General features: G+C 61.9%; 10 protein-coding genes. 8 read left to right on the top strand and 2 right to left on the bottom strand.

The window, feature by feature from the left end; translation table 11 throughout:
* Position 1: 1 nt before the first annotated feature.
* The 8 genes from ACB040_RS06180 (at position 2) to ACB040_RS06145 (ending at position 9,694) form a co-directional block, all read left to right on the top strand.
* Positions 2-922, top strand: a complete 921-nt coding sequence (locus ACB040_RS06180; RefSeq protein ID WP_005347708.1) for an ABC transporter permease — start codon at positions 2-4, stop codon at positions 920-922.
* Positions 919-1,938 (top strand): ABC transporter ATP-binding protein, encoded by a 1,020-nt coding sequence (locus ACB040_RS06175; protein ID WP_338772222.1) that lies wholly within the window; start codon positions 919-921, stop codon positions 1,936-1,938. Before ACB040_RS06180 ends, ACB040_RS06175 begins: the two co-directional genes overlap by 4 nt.
* Positions 1,939-1,949: 11 nt before the next feature.
* Entirely contained in the window at positions 1,950-2,942 is a 993-nt protein-coding gene (locus tag ACB040_RS06170; protein ID WP_005353824.1) for an ABC transporter ATP-binding protein, read from the top strand.
* Positions 2,943-3,056: 114 nt separating this feature from the next.
* Positions 3,057-4,790, top strand: coding sequence for a glycoside hydrolase family 9 protein (locus ACB040_RS06165; RefSeq protein ID WP_368210786.1), 1,734 nt, complete (start codon positions 3,057-3,059; stop codon positions 4,788-4,790).
* Entirely contained in the window at positions 4,783-5,655 is an 873-nt protein-coding gene (locus ACB040_RS06160; RefSeq protein WP_019446725.1) for a BadF/BadG/BcrA/BcrD ATPase family protein, read from the top strand. Before ACB040_RS06165 ends, ACB040_RS06160 begins: the two co-directional genes overlap by 8 nt.
* Positions 5,640-7,505 (top strand): beta-N-acetylhexosaminidase, encoded by a 1,866-nt coding sequence (locus ACB040_RS06155; RefSeq protein ID WP_019446726.1) that lies wholly within the window; start codon positions 5,640-5,642, stop codon positions 7,503-7,505. Before ACB040_RS06160 ends, ACB040_RS06155 begins: the two co-directional genes overlap by 16 nt.
* A 212-nt stretch (positions 7,506-7,717) precedes the next feature.
* Positions 7,718-9,271 (top strand): PAS domain-containing methyl-accepting chemotaxis protein, encoded by a 1,554-nt coding sequence (locus tag ACB040_RS06150; protein WP_019446728.1) that lies wholly within the window; start codon positions 7,718-7,720, stop codon positions 9,269-9,271.
* A gap of 66 nt (positions 9,272-9,337) precedes the next feature.
* The gene (locus ACB040_RS06145) at positions 9,338-9,694 is read left to right on the top strand and encodes an MGMT family protein (RefSeq protein ID WP_194495967.1); all 357 of its coding nucleotides are present in this window, start codon (positions 9,338-9,340) and stop codon (positions 9,692-9,694) included.
* A gap of 16 nt (positions 9,695-9,710) precedes the next feature.
* On the opposite strand, the gene ACB040_RS06140 is transcribed toward ACB040_RS06145, so the two are convergent.
* Positions 9,711-9,875 (bottom strand): hypothetical protein, encoded by a 165-nt coding sequence (locus ACB040_RS06140; protein WP_005334891.1) that lies wholly within the window; start codon positions 9,873-9,875, stop codon positions 9,711-9,713.
* A 108-nt stretch (positions 9,876-9,983) separates the two neighbouring features.
* Complete coding sequence (topA, locus tag ACB040_RS06135) at positions 9,984-12,605, bottom strand: type I DNA topoisomerase (protein ID WP_005362158.1); 2,622 nt, start codon at positions 12,603-12,605, stop codon at positions 9,984-9,986.
* Positions 12,606-12,939 lie beyond the last annotated feature (334 nt).

The following is a 12,939-nucleotide window of genomic DNA, read 5'->3' as shown; positions in this document are numbered from 1 at the left end:
GATGCGTATGCCGACCATTCTCAAAATCCTGCTGGGCAACAAGAAGGCTGCCTGTGGCCTCGCCATCGTGGTTGCCTTCGTACTGATGGCCCTCTTTGCCCCCATTCTGGCCAGCAACGAGCCGACCAAACGGGTGGCTCGCCCGCACCAGCCGCCCAGTGCCGAGTTCGTGATGGGGTCCACCCGCATGGGCCACGACATCTGGGCCCAGTTCACCAACGGCGCCCGTATTTCGCTGCTGGTGGGCTTCAGCGCAGGCCTGCTGGTCTGCACCCTGGCCGTCGCCATCGGCATCACCGCCGGTTACTTCGGCGGTCTGGTGGATGAATGCCTCACCTTCCTGATGAACGTGGTGCTGGTGATCCCCAACCTCCCCTTGCTACTGGTGCTGGCGAGCTTTATCGGGGAGGCGTCACCGGCGGTGATTGCCGTGATAATAGGGTTGACCTCGTGGGCCTATGGCGCGCGGGTCATCCGTGCCCAGACCCTGGCCCTGCGCGAGAAAGAGTTCGTCATCGCCGCCGAAGTGCTGGGCGAGCCGGCCTGGCGCATCATTCTGGTGGAGATCCTGCCCAACCTCATCTCCATCATCGGAGTGAGCTTTATCGGTTCCATCATCTACGCCATCGTCACCGAAGCGACCCTGGAGTTCCTCGGCCTCGGCGACCCGACCGTGGTGAGCTGGGGAATCATGCTCTACAACGCCCAGACCTCCAGCGCCATACTGGTCGGCGCCTGGTGGGAGATCCTGGCCCCCTGCTTTGCCATCGCCACCCTGGGTGCCGGTCTGGCCCTGCTCAACTTCGCCATCGACGAGATTGCCAACCCGCAGCTGCGCTCCCACAAAGGGCTGAGCCGCTGGAAGAAACTCGCGGCGCCGGTCACCACTCCGGTTGCCACAGCACAGGAGAAGACAGCATGAACAAGCATCCCCTGCTGTCAGTACGCAATCTTTGCGTCGACTACATCACCGAAAATGGCGACGTGCGCGCCGTCAACTCGGTGAGCTTCGATATCAGACAGGGCGAGATCTTCGGTCTCGCCGGTGAGTCGGGCTGCGGCAAATCCACCGTCGCCTTCTCGGTGGCCCGGCTGCACAAGCCGCCCGCCTACATCAGCGGCGGCGAGATCCTGTTCAAGGGGGAGAACATCCTCCACTACAACGACGAGCGGCTGCGCTCCTACCGCTGGCAACAGGTGTCGGTGGTGTTCCAGTCCGCCATGAACGCCCTGAACCCTGTGCTGCGGATGGAGGAGCAGTTCTGCGACGTGCTGCTGGCCCACAACCCCGGCATGACCCGTTACGAGGCGATCAAGCGCGCCCAGGAGCTGCTCACCATCGTCGATATCCACCCGAGCCGGCTCAAGGACTACCCGCACCAGTTCTCCGGCGGCATGCGCCAGCGCTTGGTGATTGCCATCGCCATGGCGCTCAACCCCGAGCTCCTGATCATGGATGAGCCAACCACGGCGCTCGATGTGGTGGTACAGCGGGAGATCCTGCAGAAGGTCTATGCCCTGAAAGAGAAGTTCAACTTCTCCATTTTGTTCATCACCCACGACCTCTCCCTGATGGTGGAGTTCTGCGATCGCATCGGCATCATGTATGCCGGTGAACTGGTGGAGGTCGCTCCCTCCAAAGCGATCCTGACCGCGCCGCTGCACCCCTATACCAGAGGGCTGGGCAACTCCTTCCCGCCCCTGCACGGGCCGAAGAGGGTACTGGAGGGGATCCCGGGCACACCGCTCAACCTGCTGGAGGTGCCGGTCGGCTGCCGCTTTCAGGCCCGCTGCGGCAAGGTGCACGATCGCTGCCGTCAGGAGTACACCAAATTGGCCGAGATCCGCCCCGGGCAACAGACCGCCTGCCACCTCTATGAGGAGCAGGGACTGCAACAAGATTCCGTGATCTATCTGGACAAGGCCGCTGGCTGTTAAGGATGTCTGTCATGCAAATCGCCAAAACCGATGCACCCATCATCGAGGTCCAGCACCTCTACAAGGACTTCCCCATCAACTCCAATGCCATCAAGAGTGGCAAGATGCGGGCCCTCTCCGACATCACCTTCAACCTGCACCGGGGCCGCGCCCTGGCGGTGGTCGGGGAGTCGGGCTCCGGCAAGAGCACCATCGCCAAGATCATCGCCAAGATGTACAAGCTCAGTGCCGGGCGCATCCTCTATCGCGGCCACGATCTGGAGGAGTTCAACAAGGGCACCGCCCTGCTGGACTATCGCCAGAGCGTGCAGATGGTGTGGCAAGATCCGTTCGGTTCGCTCAACCCGACCCACACCATCTATCACCACATCGCCCGCCCCCTGCTGCTGCACAGCAAGGTGATCGACAAGAAAGAGCTGCCAGACATGGTCTACGCCCTGCTGGAGAAGGTGGGGCTCACCCCCGCCAAGGCTACGGCGGCCAAGTATCCGCACCAGCTCTCCGGCGGCCAGCGCCAGCGGGTCAACATCGCCCGCAATCTGGCGGTGGAGGCGGAAGTGGTGCTGGCGGACGAGCCCACCTCCATGCTCGACGTCTCCATTCGCATCGGCATCCTCAACCTGATGGAGCAGATGAAGAACGAGCTCGGCGTCTCCATGCTCTACATCACCCACGACATCGCCACCGCCCGCTATGTGGCGGAAGATCTGGCTGTGATGTATGTAGGGCACATGGTGGAGTGGGGCGAGGTGGACGAGATCCTGCACCACCCGCAGCACCCCTACACCCAGCTGCTCATCTCGGCGGTGCCCGATCCGGAGAAGAGCATCCACGCCGAGCTGGAGGGCGGCCGCAAGGGGGAGATCCCGCTCTGGACGCCGGAATCCTGCGGTTGCCCCTTTGCCGGGCGCTGCAATCAGGCGATGCCCCGCTGCAAGGAGGCACTGCCCCCCATCACCAAGCTTGCCGACAACCACTTCGTGCGCTGCTACCTCTACGAGTGAAAGTGAACCCGATACCGGCCGGACAACCCTGTCCGGCCATGCCTCGATACGGGGCGGCCACAGCCCCGTGATGTGCCTCACCGCCCGGCGGTGAACCACAGGAGTAATACCTTGATGGAACTCTTGATCAATCAGGTGGGCTACGAGTGCGACGGACACAAGGTCGCCCTGTTGCAAACCTCCCCCGCCCCTGATCTCGGCGGCTATGTCAGGCTGCAACGCCTCGACGATGGCCAGATCCTGTTTGAAACCCCGCTGCAACCGGCTGGCAGCGTCCCCGGCTGGCAGGGCCGCGCTTACTGGCGTGCCGACTTCTCCGCCTTCAAGGAGCCCGGCCACTATCGGCTGGAGGCGATCACTGCCCAAGGCATAGTCCGCTCCACCCGTTTTGCCATCGGCCAGGATCTGCTGGCCAGCCGCTGTCTCTCCGATGTCCTCCACTACTTCAAGGGCCAGCGCGCCAGCGGCACCTTCGATCGGGCCGACCGCAGCGCCCGCCTGTTTGGCACCGACCAGCACAAAGATGTGCACGGCGGCTGGTTCGATGCCAGCGGCGACATGAGCAAGTACCTGAGCCACCTCTCCTACGCCAACTACCTCAACCCCCAGCAGACCCCCATGGTGGTGTGGGCTCTGCTCAAGTGCCGGGAACTGCTGGCCCCGCGCCGCGATATCGACGGGGTGAACCTCTGCAAGCGGCTCAATGACGAGGCGCTGCACGGCGCCGATTTCCTCTGCCGGATGCAGGATGAGTCAGGCTTCTTCTTCATGACCCTGTTCGACAAGTGGAGCAAGGATCCCGCCCAACGCGAGCTGTGCACCTACGCCACTCAGCAGGGGATCAAATCCGCCAACTGGCAGGCGGGTTTTCGCCAAGGGGGCGGCATGGCCATCGCCGCGCTGGCCCGCGCCGCCCGCGAGAGCGTCAGTGGCGACTTCGATGCCAGCCGCTACGCCGAGGCAGCCAAACGCGGCTACCTGCATCTGTGCGAACACAACCTTGCCTACCTCGACGATGGGGTCGAGAACATCATCGACGACTACTGCGCCCTGCTGGCGGCGGTGGAGCTGACCCGCACCTTCGGCAACGAGTGGCTGAATGAGGCGAGAGCCCGTGCCAGCAAACTCTGTGCCCGCCAGCGCCCTCATCCTGAGCTGGGTCACTACTGGTCGGCCAACGAGGATGGCTCGCGCCCCTACTACCACGCCGCTGAGGCGGGTCTGCCGGTGCTGGCGCTGCTGGAATATCTGGGCGTAGAGCCGGATCAGGGGCACCAGGCCCGGGTACAAACCGTAGTGGAGCAGTCGCTGGCCGCCGAGCTGGCACTGTGCGCACGGGCGGGCAACCCCTTCTCCCTCGCCCGCCAATATGTGAAAGGGGTGGATGAAGCGCCGCGCGTCAGCTTCTTTATGCCCCACAACAACGAGTCCGGTTACTGGTGGCAGGGTGAGAATGCCCGCCTCGCGTCTCTGGCGACCATGGCCTTTGCTGGCGCCCGCCACTTCCCCCGCCAGAGCCAGCCGCTGCTCACTTATGGCCAACGCCAACTCGACTGGATCCTCGGGCAAAACCCCTTCAATGCCTGCATGCTGGCGGGCCACGGCATCAACAACCCCGCCTATACCGCCGGGTATCCCAATGCGCAGGGTGGTATCTGCAACGGCATCACCTCAGGGTTTGATGACGAAAACGACGTGGCTTTTATTCCGGAGGAGTACAAGGATCGGCTGGATCAGAACTGGCGCTGGGGCGAGCAGTGGATCCCCCACGCAGCCTGGTTTGCCCTTGCCATCAGCTGGCAGAGCGCCCTGAGTGCTCGAAATGAGCAGGGAGGTCGCCATGATTGAGTTCTGGGTAGGCGTCGATGGCGGGGGCACCCACACCCGCGCCCGCATTCGGGATCGGGCGGGCAAGCTGCTCGGAGAGGGGCGCGCGGCCGGCTCCAATCTGGAGCTGGGCATCCCCCATGCCCACGCCAATGTGCTGGCTGCCATCGCCAGCGCCCGCCTTACGGCCGGGCTCGGAATAGAGTGCGAACAGCAGATGGGGGTCGGGCTGGCGCTCGCCTCCGCCGAGCTGGCCGACTGCTATCACGCCCTGCTCGAGATGCCCTTCCCCTTCGCCAGCGTCAGGCTCACCTCCGATGCCTTCGGTGCCTGCCTCGGCGCCTTTGGTGGCCGTGAGGGGGCCATCCTGATCGCCGGTACCGGCTCGGTGGGGCTGATCTATCAGGAAGGGCAGATCCGCACCTGTTCCGGCCGCGGCTTCCCCATTTCGGACATAGGCAGCGGCGCCTGGCTCGGGCTGCGCGCCATCCAGCAATCTCTGCTCTGCCACGACGGCATTCTGCCCCCCAGCACCCTCGCAATCCGCCTGATGGACCGCTTCAAGCGGGATCAGGCCGAGCTGGTACGCTGGGCCGCCCGCGCCATTCCGGCGGACTATGGCCACTTTGCCCCCTGGGTATTCGATGCCGCCAGCGATGGCGACGAGCTCGCCAATCAGCTGCTGGACGAAACCTGCGAACAACTGCGGATCCTGCTGGAGGGAATGACCCAGCTCGGTGCCAGACAGATCGCCCTGCTGGGGGGGATTGGCACCCGCCTCGCTCCCCGTCTCGGCCAACTCAACCTGATCCCCCCCCAGGCAGATGCGCTCGATGGCGCCATCCTGTTTGCCCAATCAGAGGATTTTCCATGTCTACACCCCTGATCCACACCCAGGTCGCCCGACGTGACGGAGAGGATGTCTGGTTCACTTTCACCCTATCCCGCATGCCGGATACCCGGTGGAAACTGCACTTCTGTCTGGCTCGCCATATCGACCCCGACTCCTTGCAAGGGGGGGAGCTGGAGCGCCAGAGCGGCAGCTACAAGGTGATTGTCCCAAAAACTGGCAACTGCGAGCTGCGCTTTTGCTGCCGCCAGACCCCCATCAAGAAGCTCTCCGACATGCCGCAGGGCTTTTTCCTCAGCCTGCCGGAGGCCACCACGGGTGCCCAGCTGCTGCCGGTGACGCTGGCAGCGCAGGATCTCGGACTGGAGAACCCGCCGGTAACCCGCCCCGACCTGCCGGAGGTCGAGCCCCTGCCCGGTATAGTGCCGCAACCGGCCCATCTGGTACTGCTGGAGGGGAACTTCCGGCTGGCCGAGCGGGCTCATGTCAGCGCCCCCCGCGATGTGCCGAAATTGCTGGCCCACTTCAACGAACTCACATCGCTGGCGCTGGAGCAGGATCACGACGCAGAAATCCGGCTGACCGAGGCCAAACTGGCCCCCGAAGCCTACCAACTGACCATCACGCCGCAGGAGGTGGTAATTGCCGCCGCCGACGAAACGGGCTGGCGTCATGGGCTGGTGACGCTAGCCCAGTGGTATCTGCAACATGGGGAGAGCCTGCCCTGCATCACGCTGGAGGATGCCCCGCGCTTTGGCTTTCGCGGCATTTTTCTCGACTGCGCCCGCCACTTCCACACTCCGGCCACCATCAAGCGCCTGCTCAAGCTGATGAGCCTCTACAAGTTCAACCGCTTCCACTGGCACCTGACCGATGACGAGGGGTGGCGGCTCGAGATCAAGGCCTTCCCGGCATTGACCGACGTGGGTGCCTGGCGCGGCCACGATCTGGCGATCGCCCCCCAGCTCAGCGGCGGTGCCGAACCCTATGGCGGCTACTACACCCAGAGCGAGGTGAAGGAGCTGGTGAGCTATGCCAGTGAGCTCGGCATCACCGTCATTCCCGAGATCGACATCCCGGGCCACTGCCACGCCGCCATCAAGGCGCTGCCCGAGCTGCTGATCGAAACGGCGGATCACTCCCGCTACCGCTCGGTCCAGCATTTCGATGACAACGTGCTCAATCCTGCCCTGCCCGGCACCTACCGCTTCCTGGAGGCGGTGCTGGACGAGGTATGCGAGCTCTTCCCCGGCCCGCAGATCCACATGGGGGGTGACGAGGTGCCGACCGGGGTCTGGACCGACAGCCCCGCCTGCCAGCAGCTGATGACCGAGCAGGGCTACTCCGACTGCCGTGAGCTGCAGGGCCATCTGCTGCGGCACTGTCAGCGCTATCTGGCCGCCAGAGGCAAACAGATGATCGGCTGGGAGGAGATCCTGCATGGCGACAAGGTGAGCCGCAAAGCGGCCATCTGTGCCTGGACCAGCTTTCAGGCGGGGCTGGATGCTGCCGCAGCCGGTTATCCGGTGGTGATGGCGCCCGCCCAGTTCCTCTATCTGGATCTGGCCTGGAGCGCCGATATTCATGAACCCGGCCTCTACTGGGCGGGGACCCTCAATCTGGAGCAGGTTTATGCTTGCGATCCTGCCCCAGCCGATTTCCATGCCAACGATAACATCCTCGGGGTGCTGAGCCCCTTGTGGTCAGAATTGATCACCAGCCGTGATCGTCTCGACTACATGTTGTTCCCGCGTATGCTGGCCACGGCCGAGGTGGCCTGGAGCGATCCCGCCCACAAGGGCTGGGAGCACTTCGCCGCCCGCCTGCCGGGTCAGCTGCAGATCCTCGATCAGTTGCAGGTGCGCTACCGGATGCCACAGAGGTAATGTTGTCTCTACTTTGGCGGCCAATTGGCCGCCTTTTTTACGATTAACCAACAAAACATCAACTTCTCCCTACCATTCATCCGCCATTATTGGCAAAATCCAGCCCCCAATGAAGCTGGTCTGCCTCCTGCTGGCGCGAGCCTGCGGCCACCTCCAGATCTGCCACAATAACAACGACAACATTATCAACAAGAACATCGGAGCGTATTCCTATGGCCCGCAGAGACGTCCATACCCTAGATAGCGAAGTGGAGTTTCCTGCCGACGTACAACTGGTCTCCACCACTGACCTGCGCGGGGTGATCACCTACGCCAACCCGGCCTTTTGCGAAATCGCAGGCTACACGGTCGATGAACTGGTGGGACACAACCACAATCTGGTACGCCACCCCGACATGCCCAAGGCCGCCTTCGCCGATCTCTGGGCCCGCCTCAAGGAGGGCAAACCCTGGCGCGGTATGGTAAAAAACCGCTGCAAGGATGGCCGTTACTACTGGGTAGATGCCTATGTGACCCCCATCTATGAAGGCAACAGGATCAGCGGCTACCAGTCGGTACGCTGCAAGCCCGAGCCCCAATTCAAGCGCATCGCCGCTCAGACCTACCAGGCACTGCTCAAGGCCGAGCGCGGCAACAGCAGCAACCTCCCCTCTCTTGCCAAAGTACGCACCCCGGCCATTACCCTGCTGCTGCTCGGCCTGATGGGCTGGACCTTCGCCAGTCAAGGGGCCATGACCGTCCTGCTGATGCTGCTGCCCCTGTTGCTTATTGGCGGAGCCTACTGGCGCGAGCTCTTTGCCCTGCCCCACTATCTGCAGAAACTGGGCCGTGAATATGACAGTCTGACCCGGCTGGTCTACTCCGGTGACAACCCCGGCGCCATTGCCGATTTTCATATCAAGATGCTTCAAGCCCGCATCCGAACCGTGTTGGGACGGATCAACGATGCCACGGCACCTCTGCAAACCCTGGCCATCAATCTGAAGCAGGCCTCTCATCAAGCCTGTCTCGATATCAACGAGCAAGATGCCCAGACCCAGCAGATGGCTACGGCTATGACTCAGATGGCCAACACAGCTCACGAGATCGCCCGCAACATTCAGGACTCCAACGGTCAGGTCAACGAAGCTCGCAATCGTTGTGAACAAACCAACCAGCAGTTGAACCAGACCGAGCTGCAGATCGAACAGCTCGCCAAACAGGCTGAGCTGGCGTTCAACTCGGCAGTGGAGCTCGCCAGCGAATCCGAACGGATTGGCAGTGTCATGGGCGAGATCCAGGGCATCGCCGAGCAGACTAACCTGCTCGCCCTCAACGCCGCCATCGAAGCGGCTCGCGCCGGGGAGCAGGGCCGTGGTTTTGCGGTGGTCGCAGACGAGGTGCGAACTCTATCGACCCGCACCCACAAGGCGACCGAGCAGATCCAGGTCAGCATCAAGCAGATCCAGCACACTCTGGGACGCTGGAAGGGGATGATGCAGGAGAACCTGCAACAGACCCGCGCATGTGCCGAGATGACCCGCCAGGGCGCCAGCAGCCTCCATACCGTGCTGGCAGAGATAGAGCTGGTCACCGAACACTCCACCCAGATAGCCACCGCTGCAGAGCAGCAACAAGCGGTCGTGGAGGAGATCAGCCGCAGCATCCACCAGATCTCCGAGTACTCCCACGCCAACAGTCAGAAGATGCTGGATGTCGATCACTCAAGTCAGGCTCTGCTGGAACGGGCCAAGCAACTGAAGGGGCTTAGCCAGACCTTCGGCTGAATCATTGCCAGCCCCATGACAGAAGCGCCACAATGGCGCTTCTGTTGTTTTTGACGAATCGGGTCTATGAGCATTGAACCAAGTCCATCCCCATTGAACAAAACAGCCCGTATCGAAGCGATCATCGCCCTGATCCCGGCAGGCCGGGTGGTCAGTTACGGTCAGGTGGCCGATCTGGCGGGGTTGCCCGGACGGGCAAGACTGGTGGGCAAGGTGCTGCGGGAAACCGACAAGGTACTGCCGTGGCATCGGGTACTGGGCGCCGCGGGCACCATCTCGTTACCGAAAGTATCGCCAGGCTTTGCCGAACAGACGGGACGCCTGCAGCAGGAGGGGGTCGTGGTGATCGGTGGACGGGTCAGAATGAAGGAGTGGCAATGGCAGCCCGATCTGGCCGAGCTGCTTTTTCTACTGCCGTTTTGAGGGGATCACAGCCGGATCACTCAAGCGGCGCCAGGATCTCGTCGCTGCGCACCTGCACCGGTATGGTCTCATCCGCACGCTGCAGCAGCACCAGCAGGCTCTGCCGGTCCACCTCCAGCACATAGGCCGCCCCTTCCCGGGTCATACAGCTCATGCCCGGCCGGATCTCGTTAATCTCCATCTCAACCTCCTTGTCTACTTCGCGATTGATGACAGCTGCACTCCTTGCAGCTGTCTCAGTATACCGCTATCCATAAGCAAAGAGGCCCCTTGTCGGGGCCTCTTTTCATCAGGCTTTTTTAGCCTTTGGCAAACTCTCTTGCCAGGTACCGTTGTCGTAGTGAGCGGTCCAACCGGTCGCCTTGCCGTTGACCTCGCTCATCACGTACTGCTCCTTGGTCTTGCGACTGAAGCGTACGATGGCGGGGTTGCCGTCCGGATCGGTGAGCGGGGCACCGGCCAGATACTTGTGCTTGGCGGAGATGCGATCCTTGAAGCGCTTGAGCTCTTCCACCAGCGGCGCGCGGGTCTCGCGGGATTTGGGGAAGTTGCTGGCCGCCAGAAACAGACCGGCAGCCCCGTCACGCAGCACAAAGTGAGCATCGGACTGGGTGCACTTGAGCTCCGGCAGCGGCACCGGATCCTCCTTCGGCGGCGCGATGTCGCCGTTTTTCAGGATCTTGCGGGTGTTCTTGCAGGTCTCGTTGGTGCAGCCCATGTACTTGCCGAAACGGCCGTTCTTGAGCTGCATCTCGGCTCCGCAACGGTCGCACTCGATGCTCGGCCCTTCGTAGCCCTTGAGCTTGAACTGGCCCTTCTCGATCTCGTAGCCATCGCAGTCCGGGTTGCGACCACAGACGTGCAGCTTGCGGCTGTCATCGATGATGTAGGCATCCATCGCTGTACCACAGACGCCGCAGCGGTGCTTGGCGCGCAGCGCTTCGGTTTCCGCCTCTTCGCCGTCAGTGGCGGAGACAAATTCGTCGGCAGAGACCAGGTTGATGGTCTTCTTGCAGCGCTCTTTCGGCGGCAAAGCATAGCCGGAGCAACCAAGGAACACGCCGGTGGTGGCAGTACGAATACCCATCTTGCGGCCGCAATCCGGGCAATCGATGTCGGTCATCACCATCTGGTTGGCACGCATGCCACCCTCTTCGGGCGCCTTGTCGGCCTTCTCCAGCTCCTGGGTAAACTCGGCGTAGAAGGCGTCCAGCACCTTCTTCCACTCCAGGCTCCCTTCGGCGATGCCATCGAGCTTGTCTTCCATCTTGGCGGTGAACTCGTAGTTCATCAGCTCGACAAAGTTCTCCACCAGACGATCGGTGACAATCTCGCCCATCTTCTCGGCGAAGAAACGGCGGCTCTCGACCCGCACATAACCACGATCGACGATAGTGGAGATGATGGAGGCGTAGGTAGACGGACGGCCGATGCCGCGTTTTTCCAGCTCACGCACCAGCGCCGCTTCGGTGAAACGGGCAGGCGGCTTGGTGAAGTGCTGGCGCGGATCCAGCTTGACCAGTTTCAGCACCTCGCCCACGGTCACCGCCGGCAGCTGGCTATCTTCGCCCTTGCGACCCATCGGCGGCAGGGCCTTGGTCCAACCGGCGAAACGCAGGGTACGGCCACGGGCCTTGAGCTCGAACTCACCCGCCTTGACGGTCAGGGTGGAGGAGTCGTATTGAGCCGGGGTCATCTGGCAGGCAACAAACTGACGCCAGATGAGATCGTACAGACGCATGGCATCCGGCTCCATCCCTTCCAGCATCTCGGCAGTCACCTGTACGTTGGAGGGACGGATCGCCTCGTGCGCTTCCTGAGCATTGGCCTTGGCGCCATACAGATTCGGCTCGGCTGGCAGATAGGCCGCGCCATACTGCTCGCCGATATATTCACGCACCGCCTCAACCGCCTCTTTGCTGAGGTTGGTGGAGTCGGTACGCATATAGGTGATGTAACCCGCTTCATAGAGACGCTGGGCCATCATCATGGTCTTCTTGACCCCGAAGCTCAGACGGGTAGAGGCCGCCTGCTGCAGGGTGGAGGTGATAAACGGCGCGGACGGCTTGGAGCCGGTCGGCTTGTCTTCCCGGTTCACCACCTTGTAGTCGACCCCTTCCAGGGCTGCGACAGCGGCAAAGGTCTCGGCCTGGGTCACGGGCTTGAAGTCGGCCCCGTTGCGGCTGACCACTTCCATCCGCAGATCGCTCTTGTCGGCGGTCAGCAGATCGGCATTGAGATCCCAGAACTCGACCGGTACGAACGCCTTGATTTCGCGCTCTTTATCGACGATAAGACGCACCGCAACGGACTGCACTCGACCGGCAGAGAGGCCACGAGCCAGCTTTTTCCACAGCAGCGGGGAGACCATGTAACCCACCACGCGGTCGAGGAAACGACGGGCCTGCTGGGCATTGACGCGGTCAATATTGAGTTCGGACGGCTGGGCGAACGCCTCCTTGATGGCGCTCTTGGTGATTTCGTTGAACACCACACGCTTGTAGCGGCTGTCATCGCCACCGATGATCTCGCGCAGGTGCCAGGCGATCGCTTCTCCTTCTCTATCCAAGTCGGTTGCGAGATAGATGGTGTCGGCTTTCTCGGCCAGACTTTGCAACTCGCTGACCACCTTCTCCTTGCCGGGCAAAATCTGGTAGTTAGCCTGCCAACCAGCTGTCGGATTGATACCCATCCGGGCAAACAGGGCCTTGCGATCCTTGGCAGCCTTCTCGGATTCGCTCAACTTGATGCCGCGAATGACAGGTTTCTTGGGCTCGGTGCTGGCGCTGCCGCTGGTGGGCAGATCGCGAACATGACCCACGCTGGATTTCACCACGTAGTCCTTGCCCAGATATTTGTTGATCGTCTTGGCCTTGGCCGGAGACTCCACTATGACCAGTGATTTGCCCATGCTGTAACTATTATCCTCATTGCACCCGACGGGGTTGGTGTGCGGTTTTGTGGGGCTGTATAAGAGATTTGGCGCGAAAAAGCAATCTTGTGAGCAAATTTGCCTGACCAGCCCGAACCACACGGCTTCTTTTATTGCTTCTTTATTTATTAATGCGAAGGCAACAGGCCGGACGCAACCGCTTTTTCAATTTTCTGCCATACCGCCCCTCTTTTTATATCTGAAACGACATAAAAACGTCTGCTGGTTACCGGCTTGTTACAAAAACATAAAATCTCTTTATAATGGCCCAACCCCGACGCATTGTGCGCGGAAGGAACCGCTACCCATCATA

Source organism: Aeromonas sp. S11(2024) (genome assembly GCF_041402345.1).
GTDB classification, from domain to species: Bacteria; Pseudomonadota; Gammaproteobacteria; order Enterobacterales; family Aeromonadaceae; genus Aeromonas; species Aeromonas veronii.
Note: the sequence above shows the minus strand (reverse complement) of the source record. Positions and strands in the feature narration are given on the sequence as shown.